At 34.8% G+C, this 16,785-nt stretch carries 12 protein-coding genes, 1 tRNA gene and 1 pseudogene; 4 read left to right on the forward strand and 10 right to left on the reverse strand.

Translation table 11 applies throughout. The features are described 5' to 3' along the window. Positions 1-72 precede the first annotated feature (72 nt). A pseudogene (argH, locus tag NNJ73_RS02695) lies at positions 73-1,435 on the reverse strand (argininosuccinate lyase). A gap of 32 nt (positions 1,436-1,467) precedes the next feature. On the opposite strand from argH, the gene NNJ73_RS02700 reads away from it, so the two are divergent. Beyond that, on the forward strand, positions 1,468-2,160 hold the full coding sequence (locus tag NNJ73_RS02700; RefSeq protein WP_254492602.1) for a TlpA disulfide reductase family protein: 693 nt from the start codon (positions 1,468-1,470) through the stop codon (positions 2,158-2,160). A 198-nt stretch (positions 2,161-2,358) separates the two neighbouring features. On the opposite strand, the gene NNJ73_RS02705 is transcribed toward NNJ73_RS02700, so the two are convergent. Beyond that, the gene (locus tag NNJ73_RS02705; RefSeq protein WP_254492603.1) at positions 2,359-2,736 is read right to left on the reverse strand and encodes a hypothetical protein; all 378 of its coding nucleotides are present in this window, start codon (positions 2,734-2,736) and stop codon (positions 2,359-2,361) included. A gap of 807 nt (positions 2,737-3,543) precedes the next feature. On the opposite strand from NNJ73_RS02705, the gene NNJ73_RS02710 reads away from it, so the two are divergent. Then, a complete protein-coding gene (locus NNJ73_RS02710; protein WP_254492604.1) occupies positions 3,544-6,840 on the forward strand; it encodes an Eco57I restriction-modification methylase domain-containing protein in 3,297 nt (1,098 codons plus the stop codon). A 252-nt stretch (positions 6,841-7,092) separates the two neighbouring features. Here NNJ73_RS02710 and NNJ73_RS02715 read toward each other — a convergent pair whose 3' ends face one another. The 7 genes from NNJ73_RS02715 to NNJ73_RS02750 all read right to left on the reverse strand — a co-directional run bounded on the left by NNJ73_RS02715 (position 7,093) and on the right by NNJ73_RS02750 (position 14,921). Continuing rightward, positions 7,093-7,545 (reverse strand): YaiI/YqxD family protein, encoded by a 453-nt coding sequence (locus NNJ73_RS02715; RefSeq protein ID WP_254492605.1) that lies wholly within the window; start codon positions 7,543-7,545, stop codon positions 7,093-7,095. A 50-nt stretch (positions 7,546-7,595) separates the two neighbouring features. After that, positions 7,596-8,432: a YihY/virulence factor BrkB family protein gene (locus NNJ73_RS02720; protein WP_254492606.1), complete on the reverse strand. Its 837-nt coding sequence runs from the start codon at positions 8,430-8,432 to the stop codon at positions 7,596-7,598. A 1,155-nt stretch (positions 8,433-9,587) separates the two neighbouring features. Continuing rightward, a complete protein-coding gene (locus NNJ73_RS02725; RefSeq protein ID WP_254492607.1) occupies positions 9,588-10,526 on the reverse strand; it encodes a prephenate/arogenate dehydrogenase family protein in 939 nt (312 codons plus the stop codon). A gap of 625 nt (positions 10,527-11,151) precedes the next feature. After that, complete coding sequence (gene holA / locus NNJ73_RS02735) at positions 11,152-12,192, reverse strand: DNA polymerase III subunit delta (protein ID WP_254492608.1); 1,041 nt, start codon at positions 12,190-12,192, stop codon at positions 11,152-11,154. A 4-nt stretch (positions 12,193-12,196) separates the two neighbouring features. Continuing rightward, positions 12,197-12,991: an ABC transporter ATP-binding protein gene (locus NNJ73_RS02740; RefSeq protein WP_254492609.1), complete on the reverse strand. Its 795-nt coding sequence runs from the start codon at positions 12,989-12,991 to the stop codon at positions 12,197-12,199. Then, positions 12,984-13,880 (reverse strand): ABC transporter permease, encoded by an 897-nt coding sequence (locus NNJ73_RS02745; protein ID WP_254492610.1) that lies wholly within the window; start codon positions 13,878-13,880, stop codon positions 12,984-12,986. The genes NNJ73_RS02740 and NNJ73_RS02745 overlap by 8 nt, the downstream gene beginning before the upstream one ends. Positions 13,881-13,943: 63 nt before the next feature. After that, complete coding sequence (locus tag NNJ73_RS02750; protein ID WP_254492611.1) at positions 13,944-14,921, reverse strand: ABC transporter substrate-binding protein; 978 nt, start codon at positions 14,919-14,921, stop codon at positions 13,944-13,946. Positions 14,922-15,107: 186 nt separating this feature from the next. On the opposite strand from NNJ73_RS02750, the gene NNJ73_RS02755 reads away from it, so the two are divergent. Then, a tRNA-Gly gene (locus NNJ73_RS02755) sits at positions 15,108-15,182 on the forward strand. Between the two features lie 258 nt (positions 15,183-15,440). Here NNJ73_RS02755 and NNJ73_RS02760 read toward each other — a convergent pair. Then, the gene (locus NNJ73_RS02760; protein WP_254492612.1) at positions 15,441-15,662 is read right to left on the reverse strand and encodes a hypothetical protein; all 222 of its coding nucleotides are present in this window, start codon (positions 15,660-15,662) and stop codon (positions 15,441-15,443) included. Between the two features lie 345 nt (positions 15,663-16,007). On the opposite strand from NNJ73_RS02760, the gene NNJ73_RS02765 reads away from it, so the two are divergent. Continuing rightward, a complete protein-coding gene (locus tag NNJ73_RS02765; protein WP_254492613.1) occupies positions 16,008-16,559 on the forward strand; it encodes a GNAT family N-acetyltransferase in 552 nt (183 codons plus the stop codon). Positions 16,560-16,785 lie beyond the last annotated feature (226 nt).

Below are 16,785 nucleotides of genomic sequence, written 5' to 3' on the forward strand. Positions count from 1 at the left end.
CATCTCGATCTCTTTTTACCTTTAAAGCACAATCACTCAAGCGCTCACAAGATGCTTTTTTCAATATGCAATTTACCTGAGAATTTTTGCTGGTGCTGTTCCCCAAAAATTTTTGCGATTTTCAACAGACTTTTCAACGGTCAACACATCAAAAAGTGCCATATTGATACCAAAACAAATTGCTTGAAGTTTATCGAATGATAAATCCTGAAGGCGACACTGTTTTCTTTCTGCCAATGCTACAGCACGCTCTGTTATATGATGTGCCTCACGAAAAGTAATCCCTAATGCGGAGACAAGCCAATCAGCAAAATCCGTAGTTGTTACATACCCTAAATCCGCTGCTTGTTTCATGGCTTTTTTATTCACTTCCAAATCAGCAACCATCCCTATCATCGCTGTCAATGATAAGTCCAAACTCAAAGCCCCATTAAACATATATTCTTTATCTTCTTATATATCCTTTAAATAAGCAAGCGGTAATCCTTTCATCATCGTCAACAATCCTATAAGCGCACTATTTAATCGACCTGCTTTCGCCCTTACCAACTCTGCTGTATCAGAATTTCTCTTTTTTAGCATAATAGATAAATCTCTTGAAAAGGCACCTGACAAACGAATAAAATAAAACTGTTCACTTAACCAAAGAATGATTTTTTCTGCTAAACGCGAAAGATGCATTGTACAAAGAGCACCAGCCCTTAAAAATTTCAATGTAAAGTTACGGTTAAAAACACGATCAATTGAATTGCCTATAGATTTTCGGGAACCTAGCTTTTTTTGTCATAAAGAGATCAATCGGAAAACATGCCCCTGCCAAAACCACAGCCTCCAAAGTCGATTCATTCATTCGCTTAATAGCACCAGACATCCGCGATAAATCGCAACCAAACATTTCAACATATGCCATCCTCTAATGACTCCATATTACGGGTTGAACCAATTGTAAATGCGTAAAGCTTGGCAAAAAGGTCTTAACATGTTTTTCTGCAAGAGCAAGCAATTGCTTTATAAACGCCTTTAAGGCTTGTGCTACTTTCTGCACTGCTTCACGAACGCATAACCGAAAATCAACAGCCACTTGATCATTGCGTGCATGCGCCATATGCAAATGCCCAGCACCACGACCAATCAACGCGCTTAATCGCGCTTCAATATTCATATGAGATATTTTTAAGCGTTCGTGAAAAAACAAATGTACCTTCTTTAATTTCTTTGAGAATAATTTTAAACTATGAGAAATTTTTTCATAATCAGACTGTAAAATAATCTTTGTTTGCGCTAATATCACAGCATGAGAGAGCGAACCTTCAATATATTGCCGATAGAATTTTTGTTCAATATCAATTAAGGTGTTCATTTCTTCCATAACGGCAGCAAATTCTGCAATAAACCGCCCCACACACATTTGGTTCTTTACCTTCTCATCGATCATATTTTAAAAACACCCATAAAAAGGATAAAATCATGATTCCTCAAAGTGTTAATAGCCAAAAGAAGAAAAACAAAAAGAAGATAATCTTTATCGCATCTTTTTTTATTATTTTGGTTGGTGTCAGTTTATACGCAATAAAAAATCATCATGACAAGAAGGTCTCTTCTTTTGCCAACACTTTTTCAAAAGAAAAGACCGAAAAGATACAAAACAAAAAAATGATGACAATCCAAAAAGCCGCAACAGGCTTTTTTGCTCACATGCGATTTATGGATACACCCTTAGATATGAACACTCTCTCTTTCAAAGATATTCAAGGAAAAGACCACACACTTGCTGAATTTAACGGAAAACCGATACTTATCAATCTATGGGCTATCTGGTGCGTACCCTGCCGCACAGAAATGCCGGAACTTGCGCAATTAAAACGCGAATTGGGTGGAGAAAACTTTGATGTCGTAGCGATTAATATCGATAAAGCCGCTTCTGTGGAAAAAATTCAGCAATTTTTGCAAGATATTCATGCTGATAATTTAGTCTACTATCGCGATGAAACCATGAGTATCTTCAACGACATGAGAAAACAAGGACTTGCTTTAGGACTCCCCATCACATTTCTCATTGATAAAAAGGGTTATCTGATTGCTTCCTATAATGGGGCAGCGCCATGGGCCAATGATGAAGCCAAAGCACTTATCAAAGCTGTCATAAAAGAAGCACAATAATCTAATAACCACGTCTTTTTAAACGTTGTATAACGAGATCCAATGCCGATAAATGCGGTATTATTTAGCAGTTGCACGAAGATTTTACCGATTGATTTTATTTAAAATCCTACAAATTTTAAATTGTGGAATTTGTTTTAGTTAATTTTATAAAGTAGAAAAATATTATATTAAGTGGAAATAAAAATATAAAGGAAATTACTCTTTGTGCTTCCAATGCACATCAACGGCATTGATAGTCAACTTTTCCACTACAGCTTGATCTAACCAGTTTGTTAATGCACCACATACTGATACCATATGACTTTTTATCATTGCATTGCTAAGATGATTATTACATTCTAAAACCAGTTTGGTAAGTCCAATAGCTATGAAATAGCGGTTTTTTGAAGCGAGAAAAATACGACTCTGCTTGATTATTAGTAATGCCTGAATCACTGCAATATTCGTATTTATGATTGACAGTACGTAGGTGTAATAAGGCATCAATGCAGTATAGGCATTACTTTTATCAGTATTGATGCGTGAACTCCGTTTGATAAATTTATCGGCAAATTGCTTAACGACAGGCCGCATTACACTGCGAACGGTAAAAATGTGGTTATGCTTTCCTCCACAATGCAAAGTATTTTAATTTTTTTCAAAGGAATAATATTCACGTGCCGCAATCACACAACGTTTATCGGAATTCTCATTTTCTTTTAGATGATTGTCGATGCAGTTGGTTCTCTAGTTAGCTTTGCGTTAGACGAGATGAACGTAAGCGCCACCCACATCAACTTCATTAGCAAGTAATTTTATATCACGTTTTTCAAAATAAGACTTTTCTAAATTTATGGAGTAATCTGAAATTTGAGCGATAATTCTTCATATCAGAAAAACGGTATAGCTGTAATGCTGAAATTTCTTTGGCTGCATTCACAAATTAAGCAAACATAACAAACAGGTTTGAATCGGTTTCTTGTGGTTAGCAGAAATTGTACCTGACGTAACAGAAAATGTGTGCTTGCAATGTTTTCTGCACCATTACTTGCGAGTAGAAATCCAATAGACTTTAAATTGTATACCATATTTCGTATAGACTACATTTTCCTTGCCTCCTCATCTCAATTTACAAAAAACAAATCAAACACTCCTTCATGAAATAGCCTACTATCTGCATTCAAGAAAATGTTTTGGCTTGGGATGAAATGAGGAAATGTTGTGCCATAGTTGCGATAAACTCTATAAACATATAAAAGATGCGTTTGCGATTTGGTTTAAAGAAATCACTGAAAAACAATAAATAAAGAACACCCCTAAAGACAAAAATTAAGAACAAAAACCATCTTCATAAAAAAGTGATTTTCATTTAACAGTAAAATCATCAAATAAGGATAATAAATGAATATTAATTTAAACACATTAGAAAGTGTCTTTAATAATAAAGATTTTATATCAGAACTAGAAAAAATTACTCAAAAAGTAAAAGAAGACGCTTCTACAGCACCTAATGAAAAAACTATTGAAACAAGATTCGATAACTATTTATATGCGTTATTTGAGCGATTTTTTAGTGAACTAGACTTTGAATATAAACCAATTAAGGAAAAAAATATTGTAACATTTAAATCTGGTCGAGTTGATACTGCTCTTGCTAATGTTTTAATTGAATTTAAACAGCCCAGCAAATTATCATCAGATAAAGATAAAAAAAACGCTATAAAACAGTTACTGAACTACCTCAAAGGTGAAAATGAAAATCACATTTTAAAGTCTTTTGGCTTACTCACAGATGGGGAAATCTGTTATATTATTACTATTGATAATAATGGAATTTTACGTCAAGAAAATTTTACTTCAATTACAAGTAATCACTACGCAAGACTAATTAAAGCTATCGTGGGACTTAATCAAAAAACTTTTGATTCTACAGCTTTAATAGATGATTTTTCTCCCACAACTAACTCACCGATTAGAAATTTATCCCTGCTGTTATATAAAACAATTAACGATTCAGCAACAGAAAAAACCCAAATGCTACTAAAGGAATGGAAAAATTTATTTAAATTATCACATAATGACCATTCTCAACAAAAAGATATTATTAAACGTAAAAAAGCTCTTGGTGATTATCTTTCATTATCATTAGAAAATGTTGAAAGTGAATACAATGCTCTATTTTCTTTACAAACAGCATATTCTATTTTGATCAAATTAATAGCATTCAAAGTTGTATCCCAAGTTAAATTTGATGATTCTTTAGTAAATTATGCAGAAATGCTTAACGCTGACTCACATTCATTACAAGCAAAAATGATGGAATTAGAGTCTGGATCAATTATTAGAGATTACGGAGTGCAAAATTTATTAGAGGGAGACTTCTTTTCATGGTATTCAACTAAATTTCAATGGAATAATGAAATTGCAGTAAGTATTAAATTAATTATACAAAAATTAAATAAATATACTACATTTGATTTCTTTAATTCTCAGGTAAAAGCTAAAGATTTTTTTAAAAATCTTTATCAAACTGTTATGCCTTCACCTGTACGTCATGCATTAGGTGAATATTATACGCCGTATTGGTTAGCAAATCATATTGCTCATAAGACAATAACAATGCAAAATTTAAAACAAAGTAATAAATGGCGTTCACTAGATCCTACTTGTGGTTCAGGAACTTTTATAACCGCCTTGATTAACCAATTAATTCGTTCTTTACCAAAAGATATGGATAAAGGAGATATTCTAAGAGAAATAACATCCAGGGTTGTTGGTATTGACTTAAATCCATTAGCTGTACTAACGGCGAGAGTAAATTATTTTCTCAATATATCACAATTTATGACTTTTGACTCGGAAATAGAAATACCAATCTATTCAGGGGATGCTGCTTATACCCCAGAATTAGTTGTTTTAGATAATGTGGAGTTTATAAAATATTCCCTTAATACAAATATCCCAACTTCAAATCAAGATGATATGACTTTTCCTGTTTATTTTCCTGAAGTTGGTTTAAGAAATTTAAAGAAATTTTCTCGCTGTATGATTGACATAGAGTTAGATATACAATTGTTAAACGCAAAAGCTGTATTTAATAGATTAAAAGTGTTAATTCCTGAAGAATATAAAGAAATTCATATAATAAATAAAAAATTACAAGAGTTAGCTGATAATTTTGTTAGATTTGAAAAAAATAATTGGAATGGAATCTGGGCTAGGATCATAACTAATTATTTAACAACATCTAAAATAGGTATGTTTGATATTGTGGTAGGTAATCCACCTTGGGTGGATTGGAAAAATCTACCATCACATTATCGAGAAAAAATTAAATCTCTTGGTATAACAAAAACTATATTTTCAGGTGATGCCAGAACTGGAGGAATAAATCTTAATGTCGCAGCATTAATAACGAATGTAGTAGCAAGTAATTGGTTAGATCCTAAAGGTGTTATGGGGCTATTGATGCCTGACACTTTTTTAGTTCAAAAAACTTATGAAGGTTATCGTAATTTATTATTAACAAATAATGAAAAAGCCTATTTTTTAGGTTTTGATGACTGGACTAAAGCAGGCAATCCTTTTGAAGGAGTAATGCAAAAATTTTATACTTATTATTTCACAAAACAAATTCAAGATTACCAAAAAGGCTTAAAAATATATAAATACACTAAAAATAGGAATATAAATACTAAGACTGAATTACTTAACATAGAAGAAACATTCAAAATAACTAACGGTAAAGTTATTCAGCCCAATAATGGAAGCACTAATTTCTTAACATTTTATGATGAAGATAATCATGCTATTAATACTGAAAAAGTTAAATTGATTGCATTAAAACCATCAGATTATAGAGGTAGAGAAGGGGTTGAAGTTTATCCTTTAGAGTTAATGCTTTATGAATATATTAAAAATGGTGTGCGTACAGAAAATGAGGTTACATTAAGAAATGCACAGTTCAAAAAATCTAAATTTAAAGTTAGTCCAATGCATGTATTTGTTGAAAAAAAATATCTACATCCTTTGATTAGAGGAGTAGATATTACGCCTTTTCATATAAATAGTAAATTTATTGTACCATTTGCGTATGATAAAAATGTAAGCAAACGAGTAGCTATAGATGAGTTATCTCTAAGAGAAAATTCTCCCAAACTATTTAAACATTTTATAGCTTATAAAGAAATTTTTGAAGCCCAAAATCCTTATAGTAAAAAAATTATTAACGGCAAAAATGTCCCATTTTACTCATTAGCAAGAGTTGGGGATTATACTTTTGCACCTTATCATGTTGCTTTTAGAGATAATACAAAGAATGTTGCTAGTATAGCCAAACCTTTAATGATGCCGTGGGGGGAATTAAAGCCTCCTGTATTTCAAAATCATGCAGTAACTATATCTCAAAGACCTGATGGTTCTTATATTAGTTTAGATGAAGCGTATTATATTGCAGGAATAATAAATGCTGATATAGTGAGCAATTTTGTGAAAATATCATCTGATGGCCGATCCTTCCCTATAAATCCGCGGTATCAAATACCTCTTTATGGTTTAAATGGTATTAAGGATTATCAAGATAAAATTGCGACTTTATCTAAAATAGCTCATGAGAAACATAATGATAAACAGGCAATCACTCGAATTAAAAGTGATATAAGCATTATTTATTTAGATATGTTAGATAAATTAGCCTAATTAATACAAAATAGGCTTGTTATTTTGTATCTAATCATTTATCGTGTACCGATATTCTAAACGTTTGTTTTGAAGCTTGGTTCATACTTTAAAGGCAGTCCAAAGAGGCTGCTTTTTGTGTATTCGTAATTATGTTATTATTTTATTCAAATAAATTTTTTCCTAAAAATTCAGCTATTTTACATTATAATATATAAGAAAAGGCTCTATCTGAAAATAGAGCCTTAAATAAATCACTATAAAATCAAGGACTTATGCAAATTCTACATAATACCGTAAAAATATAGAACAATCTTTGTAACAAAAAGAATAGAGAGCTCCTATTATATAGCCCTGCTCTCGCAAATTTTCCATCAAATTGCGCATGACTAAAGCTTGGCCGATTGAATTGTCATTAAAAATACGCCCCGTTGGCGAAAGACAAAGCCCCCCAGACCTTACAACCCTTGCAGCTAAAAGGATATCACTGGTAATAACGATACTCGCCTCATGCACATGGTCGACAATCCAATCATCAGCCTTATCAAGCCCATCAGAAACAACGATTCTTTCAATGAGTTCTTCTTGGGGAAGAGAAAGAAAACGGTTTGCGACAATAAATGTTTTAAGCTGATAACGATTCATAACACGATAAATTTCAGCTTTTACAGGACAGGCATCCGCATCAACCAATAAAGTAATGGCTGGTCTTATTCCTTGCCCCATCTTTTGTCTTTCATAGGATCCACAGGTTTTTTCATTCACCGAAACAATTGTCAATAATTGCGATAAAACATGATTGCAGCGTTTATTTCACCCCCCAAAATAAAAATTGCACTTAGTATATAAAGAAAGATAATGGCAACCATAATAGATGCTAACCCCGCATAAGTTGAAATATAATCAAACATCGTTAAATATTGCGCAAAAGCAAGAGAAGCCATAAACCATACAAACATTGTCACCACAATCCCTGGTAAAATATCTATAAATTTCCGCTGTCCTGCTGGAAGCCATTTATGAACAATCAAAAGACTCACAAATAAAATAACGACAGCAATTGTATACCGCCATAAACGAATGATCCCAATATATTCAGTCATAAAAAAAGAATGATTTTGCATAATTTTGATCAACAAAGGCGCTAAAATCAATAAAAAGCTCATCACAACAAGACCAAAAGCGCCAAGGATCACAAAAAACAAACTTTGAAAACGACAAAACAATAAACTCCGTTGATCCGTCACACGGTAAGCTTTATTCAAAGCTGTACGCAAAGCCTCTATTCCATTAGAAGCAAAATAAGCCGCTCCAATAACAGAAAGCGTCAACACACCTCCTTGATGAAGGGTTAAAACATTGACAATTTCCTGCGATAAAGGCTCAGCAATGACATCAGGCAATAACTGTACGAGCGCTTTAATTTTTTGCGGTGTATAGGTAAAAGCCCCAAGAAAACGAGCAAAAGATGTTCCAAAAATAAAAAAAGGGAAAAATGCTAAAAGACCTGACAGCGCAACATGGCTTGCGAAAGCACTCCCACTATCACGCCAATAATGACTTATTGCGTCACCAAAAATACGATAGCCATACCAAAAGATATTCCTAAACAAACCTCAATACTTTCTGGTAATATCCTTTTTTTCAGTTATCTCACACTTTATAAAAACCATCAAAACTTTAAAAACAAACATTTTTTATGTATAGAGGGCAATAATCCATGTGGTCAAGCCTCACCCTCTTCAAAAACTGAAAAGCCAACAAAGTTTACCAATCAAATTGTTTTCTGTTTAGAGTTTTTTATTTTATATTGAGAGCTCCGCTCCATTAAAGAACACAAAAAATAAAATCTGAGGAAAAGATCTTTCCATGAGTGCTTCTTCACGTTTTAACGCTTAAATGCAAAGAGAATAGATGAAAGTGAGTTTTTATATTTACGCCTTTATATATTTTTCTCAAATAAAGTTTTTCGCCACTTCAAAAGAGCAATCAATCAGATAGAATATTTCCACTCCAAACAAGCACATAAAAGCTAAACAACGAATACACTGAATCATATTAATATTTTTTTTAAACATGTTGCTCCATGAGATTTGAATATTCGTTTACAATTGACAGAAAAAGTACAAACTTTAGGAAAAAACAACATCATAAAATGAAAAATATACTTATCATCGATTGGAGAATGCCTCTCTGTTTTTTATAAAACATTTTACGAGACAACACCCATAATACAACCTATCCTTGCATTGATTTACAGGCATTCATACAAAATCCCTCTCCCTGAAAAATCCTTCGCAAATCTCTTGATTATATTCGTAAAAATCAAATTGATGGGGCTATAATTCTTGGCTCGATGATGTGAAGAATAATACCATAGAAGCATTTTATAGGTCTTTACCATCAGCAATACAAACAATTATTGAACAAAGCCTTTATCTTTCAAAAAAAATGATTTCTTTCCTTTTACAGACGTAATTAATAAGAATTGCATGTCCATTGATATGAAATAAATTGAACTTGAAGCATATCTCTTTTCGCTCTCATTTATGCGAATTGGCTAACCAAAACAACAAGCGTCCCTCTGAGAATGCAAAAACCATTTTGGAGCACAGGGTTGGAGATAAAGGTAAGCAGCGCCACTTATTCGTCGTACAAACAACAGAGAACAGCGCCGTATCTTCATCACAACGAACAATTAAAAAAAGCAGATACCTAAGAAGCATGATAAGAATGAGCAAAACAACAGCACAAAATTCAAAAATCTCTTAATTTTGCTTCCTCTCTTTAGAAACGCTATGACGGCCAAAATCAGGGGCGTCAATTTCCTGTCCCGCCGCAATGATATTACGACGTACAGCACGCGTACGGGTAAAAAAATTAAACAGTGTTTCACCATCACCTATACGAATTGCCCGTTCTAAAAAAGCAAGCCCTTCACTAAAACGACCCAGCATCTCTAAAATAGCCTCTTTATTGTGCAAACAAATGTCCCGCCACATAACGGGATCAGAAGATGCCAAACGCGTAAAATCACGAAAACCGGAAGCAGAATAAGCAATCACTTCCGAATTTGTTACTTTTTCTAAATCACTCGCTGTCCCAACAGTGTTATAAGCAATCAAATGTGGCAAATGCGAAACAATCGCTAAAACAAGATCATGATGCTTCGGCTCCATCTTTTCGACACGCGCCCCACAAGCTTCCCAAAACACTGTCAATCGTGCGACAGCTGTCGCGTCACTATCTGCAAAAGGTGTTAAAATACACCAGCGATTCATAAATAAATCAGCAAAACCAGAATCCGGACCTGAATATTCCGTTCCAGCAATAGGATGTCCCGGAATAAAATGAACCGTTTTTGGTAATAGAGGTGCCATTTCTGTAATAACCAATTCTTTTGTAGAACCAACATCACTCACAATCGCCCCTGGCTTTAAATAATTATGAATGTTTTTTGCCACCTCTGCACTCGCTCCAACAGGAACAGAAATAATAACAAGATCAGCACCTTCAACAGCCTTTGCATTATCCGTTGTATAAAAATCTCCAAGTTCCAATTCACGCGCTCTTTCCAGTGTTTCTTGACGACGCGTTGCAATAGAAACCTGAGCTGAAAGATTTTTCTTTTTAATTACTCTTGCTAAAGAAGATCCAATCAGACCAATCCCAATGAGTGCTATTTTTTCAAATTGAATATGGGGCATCTTTCACCTTTAAAGATTCTTTGCAAATGGCAAAAAAGACAGTTGTAAAAACATAATTTTCTGTTTGTTCGTCTTAATGAGTTATGCGCAAAATATTAAAAAACTACAACGAGAGAATAATACAATTTACCCTGCGTAAATAAACAACAGATCATTTTTACCTATAAAACATACGAAAAATGGAACAACAAACTTTAAAATTCTCACTTCATTTCTTACGAACATACAACGCATTGATTCATAAAGATAATGACATTATTTATTATATTGAAAGAGATCCCTTAAATACCGCAGGATTATTTTATTTTAAGCCTTCTTATGTTGAGTTTAATCAAAATCATGTCTTTTGCACCTTACAATAAGAACTTCTTCTCTACATGCCTTTTTACAACTGTCTAAAACAGCAGTCTGAATTCTTTCCATTGCGTAAGAAATTTATTCTAATTTCCAATATTTTAAAGCTTGCTCAACAATTTTTTCTGTTGAAAAAATGAGTAGACGCGCTTAAAAAACCACCGTAAAAGGCGTTTTGCCTTCAACCTCTATCTGGTAAAACAAGAGTTGTAATTGCTGAAAATACCCTTGTGCTATACTCAAAATAAAAAATCATCATATTTTAAATATGTTAAGCTGCCATTTGCCGTCGTGCAATAATTGTGAGTCCTAACAAAGCTTGACGAATGATGGCTTCACCCAAAAGTGTATTTTTACGACTGTCTAAAACAGCAGTCTGAATTCTTTCCATTGCGTAAGAAATCTGTTCTAATTTCCAATATTTTAAAGCTTGTTCAACAATTTTTTTTCGTTGAAAAAAAATAGGGGGACGCGCTTGAGAAACCACCGTAAAAGGCGATTTGCCTTCAACCTCTACCTGATAACGCAAGAGCTGTAATTGCTGAAAATGCCTTTGTGCTGTACTTAAAATAAAAAAAAGCGCCCCCTGCAATGCTGCATGTCGGTTAAAATGTGCTTCAAAACCTGATATATCGCCCAATAAAAGAGCGTCAATGATTTCATCTTGAGAAAGAGCACTGACATCACTTACAACAGCCTTCACATCTTCAAGAGTAATATGAACATTTGAAGCATAAAGACAAAGTTTTTCTAATTCACCTCGTGATACAAGACGATCGACTCCTAAACTTTCATGCAACCATCTCCGTGCATCCAAAGAAAGAGTCTTCTTAAACTGCCCTAAAACCTCATCAATCAAACTGTCAAGAGAACGCATATCATCGGCAAAACAGGGCAAAGCCATTGCATTTTCTGCCGTTTCAACAGCATTGCGCAACCCTATTCCTTTTTTCAAATCCCCTGCCTCAATGAGAATAAAACTTTTCTCCGGTGGTTTCTCAATTAAAAGCTTCAAGGCTGCAAGAAAACCTTTTTGGTTAGCAGCATTAGAAATCCATATTAAACGATCCCCCCCAAAAAGCGATAAAGTCCGCGCTTCATTTTCCAAACGTGCAGGATCTTTATCAATTTCAGCCGCATCCAAACGAATTGTTGAAAATGGATCTTCTATTGCGACCTTTGTAAGCTTGGCAAAACGTTGAGCACGCTCACAAATAAGACCACGATCTGCCCCATAAATGAGAACAATAGGAAAAGCACGTGAGAAACGCGTTAGAAACTGATCAACCTCATGTGCTTTTTTCTGAGCCACACTCTTAATCCATTAACAGTTCATCATTATCAAGAACTTCCCCTCGAACTTTCTGAAACATATGAATTAAATCACTAACATCCAAGCCTTTACGCTCTTCATGACAGACATCCAAAATCACTTTTCCACCATGCAACATTAATGTGCGATCGCCATAATCAAGAGCTTGGCGCATAGAATGAGTGACCATAATAGTCGTTAATTTTTTCTCTTCAACGATTTTTTCCGTCAACCGCATCACAAAATCAGCCATCCCAGGATCCAGTGCTGAGGTATGTTCATCCAATAATAAAACATCTGCATGGGCTAACGTTGCCATCACAAGACAAACGGCTTGGCGTTGTCCACCAGATAAACTGTCCATAGGATTTTGAATATAGGCTTCAAGACCAATGCCTAATTGAGCAATTTTATCTCGAAAAAATTGTTTTTTTTCATGGTTTAAAGCTGAACGCAAACTACGACGATTTCCTCGAAGAGCAGCAAGAGCCAAATTTTCTTCAATTGTTAAAGAACCACAACTTCCCTTTAACGAATCTTGAAAAACACATGCCACTTTTCCTGCACGTTCGCTGACTGATTGCCTAGAAACATTTTGTCCATTGATAACCACTTTTCCTGTCGAGGGAAGCGTTTCCCCCGCCAGAACACTGAGCAACGTTGATTTACCGGCACCATTTGAACCGATAACCGTAACAAAGCTACCCTGATCAATTTTGAGGTTAATATCAATTAATGCCTGTTTTTCCAAAGGCGTTTGTGGTTTAAATGTGACCCCAACATGAAACAACTCAATCACGTTTACGCCTCCTCCAATAGCGTGGCACAATAAGAGTTAACACAACCAACAGTGACGTAATCAACTGAAGATCTGTCGAGGTATCAATACCAATTCCATTAGCTTCAAATGCAAATTGCACCGCCACACGATAAAGCACAGACCCCACAATACAACTGACTATAATCCAAAAAATATTGCGCGTACGAAAAAGCGTTTCGCCAATAATCACGGCAGCCAATCCAAAAACAATTGTACCAATTCCACCGGTAATATCTGTTGCAATTGCAGTTTGAATATAAAGAGAACCACCAAGTGCAACACAGGCATTGGAAAGCCCCATACCAAAATAAATCAATGCAGATGTATGAACCCCTTGCGCCGTCGCCATGCGTGGATTAGCGCCCATTGCACGCATAGCAAGACCTATTTCACTTTCTAAAAAGCGCCAAATCAAAAACGCCACAACAAGCAATACAATCCCAACGAAAAGAGGACGCACAAAGATATCAGACAACCCAAACAAATTATAAAAGGGTGTTAAAGCCGTATCGGCAAGCGCCAAATTAACATTAGACCCTCCCATAATTCCCATAATACGAAGGTTAACCGTATAAAGTGCTGACATTGTTAAAATGGAAGCCAAAAGATTCAAAATGCCAAAACGCAAATTCAACAGAGCTGTGATCAAACCTGCTACCATACCCGCACAAAAAGCGCATGCCATAGCTGTCCATGCATTAAAACCTAAAAGAATCAAGACGCCACAAACACAGGACCCAAGAAGAAACGAGCCATCAACTGTCAAATCCGGAAAGTCCAAAACGCGAAATGAGAGATAAACCCCTATAGCCACAAACGCATAAATAAGACCTAATTCCACAGCGCCAGAAAAGGCAAATATATTCATGTAAAGAAAATCCCCATGAAAACGTAACGTACTTTTATTGTATCAACACTCTCTCAACAAAAGTTATTGAATCACTTTTGTTGCGCGGTCAATAACGGCCTGCGGGATAACAATTCCTGCCTTTTTTGCTGCTTTCAGATTAATTCGAATGTCATTATTAGCGGCCTGCACAACATCAATATCACCAGGTTTTTCACCCTTTAGAATACGCACAACCAACTTTCCAGCATCAACCCCAACATCGTAGAAATTCACACCTTGTGTCATAAAAGGACCACGTCCTATCGTATTCGCATCAACAGTAAACACAGGCATATTGGCTTCCTGTGTGACCTTTATGGCTCCTTCTAAAACAGACAGAATCGTATTATCAGCAGGAACAAAAATAACATCGACCTTACCGATTAAAGCGCGTGTTGCTGCCTGAACATCTGACGGCTTTGGTGCCGATGAAGGAATGATTTCAATTCCAGCTTTTTTTGCCACATCCTTTAACGTCTTAAGGGTTGAAACAGAATTTGCCTCAGAAGCATTATAAAGATAACCAATTTTTTTCAAATCTGGTTTTACTTCTTGCAAAAGTTTAACACTTTCAGCAACATCGATACGATCAGAACTCCCCGTCATATTACCACCAGGTTTGGTCAGAGAAGAAACGATTTTAGCTCCGATAGGATCAGAAATCGCTGCAAAGACGATAGGTATTGTTTTTGTTGCCGCAAGCATTGTTTGCGCTGAAGGTGTAGTAATCGCTACAATAACATCAGGTTTATCACCAACAAATTTACGTGCAATTTGCGTTGCTGTTGAAATATTACCCTGCGCTGATAAAAAGGTCAGTTGAAAATTCTCACCTTGCTTATAACCATTTTCTGCAAGAACATCTTCCACCCCTTTACGAACAGCATCCGCCGCAGGATGGATCATAATTTGTGTTAAAGCAACTTTAACGTGCTTAACTTGGTCATCGGCTTTTGCAACACTGTTCATCATAAAAACAGCTGCGATGACAATCCCTAATATATTTATTCTCTTCAACATTACACTCCACCCCTCTCCATGCAAAAATTAAAAAAGGAATGATTTATTACTGAAAAATCTTCTAAAATCAATCTTTATTTCATTTTATCGAAACATAGACAAAATAAATCAAACTGAGATGATATTTTTTTGTTGCAATTCACAGAAGCCTACGCCATACAAGCAGAGTATATATCGAATCGGTGAGCGGGTGTAGCTCAGGGGTAGAGCACAACCTTGCCAAGGTTGGGGTCGTGGGTTCGAATCCCATCGCCCGCTCCATTTAAATTTTAATTTATTTGTTTTTGCGTAGAGTCATTATAGCTTGTCAGCATTTTGTACCAATTTATTTTGTTTCACATGATTTTTAAGGGGTTCTCAAAGGGTCTTCATAGACCTTTCAAAGGGTGTTTTAAGATTCGTCATTTTTTGTGAGAATCTATGGAATTTTGCTTCTCAATCATCGGATCATTATTTTTAACTCAGAAAAAATAGTCATTACTTATATGAAAGTGATTTAAGCAGCATTTTTCTAGGAAATCATTGTAATTCGCTAGGTCCCTCGTGTAAAGCTATGCTTGAGACAATTCCCATTGGTTTATGACACTGTTTGGCAACAATAACTTGTAACTTTGCTAGGAATATTTTTCTCAAAGGCATTTTTCCCAACAATATTTTGCCACAACAGTATTTTGCATTGTCTCTTGTCATCGCGAGGGTAATTTTTTTAGTATTGGCGGCAGATCTTTTGCGACCTTTCATTTTATAAAAACTTATGTAAAAGAATTTGGGCTCACCTTTGAGCTAACGGATTTTTTTTACGGCCCTCAGTATTAAAAGATCAATGAGAAATGACAAGGAAAACAAATATTAAACAAAATAAAAATTAACTTATCATTAGAAAATAATTTTTGTTCAAAGGTCCGTTTTTTACCAAAATTATGTCCCCAAATGCAGGTTATTGATTTTTCAAATGGCGTATCTTCTGTTCATTAAACATTTTCTTCAGACACATTCAACATTATCTCTGCTAAAAATTTACAAGAAACGGTACCTGTAAGCCAAGCAAAGTCCATAATCGATTCTTTCAATGCACAGAAACTTCCTTTGGCTTGGTGGGTTGGACCTCATTCATCTCATTATAAAGTTGATGAAATTCTTTTATCGATTGGTTTAAAGCATGTTGAAACAGAGGTAGGAATGGCGGCTTTAGCGCAAGATATAGATTCACATATAACTTCTACGCCAGATAACTTCAAAATCAAGGAAGTTGAATCACTTCAAGATTTTAGAGATTACGTAAATGTTATGGCATCCGTCTTCGAGCCTTTTGATAAAGAAGCGGTCATATTTTATGAAACGATAGGAAGCTTTTATAAAAAAGATCCTAATGTAGATCTGTTCGTTGGTTATATCAATAACAATCCTGTAGCCATATGTTTTTGTATGAAAGCGGATGGCATTGGTGGCGTTTATGATATTGTCACCCATTCAGATTTTCAGAAAAGAGGTATTGGGACATTCATAACAAAAATTGCCATTCAGCATTTAAAAAGAAAGAATTGTCATGTTATTGATCTGCAAGCATCTCACGAGGGAATGAGCATTTATTATTCTCAGCAGAACGCAAATATAGCCAACCAATCAATACAACAGTGAATATGATAGGATCAACGATCTTTAATATCGTCTTATAAAAGGCTTTTAAAAATCCCTCTACCCTTTTTACTAACAAACCTTGATTTATAAGAGTCTCTTGGCTCTCTATTTTTCACTTTAAATTGCCTCTAAATAGAATATATTAATCATAAAAAACATATATAAAAGCAACAAATTATAACTTTTTGTCTCTCTAAATTCTCTTTAAATACAAAACAACTGTTAA

It is taken from the genome of Bartonella sp. B1099 (assembly GCF_944801835.1).
Taxonomy (GTDB): domain Bacteria; phylum Pseudomonadota; class Alphaproteobacteria; order Rhizobiales; family Rhizobiaceae; genus Bartonella.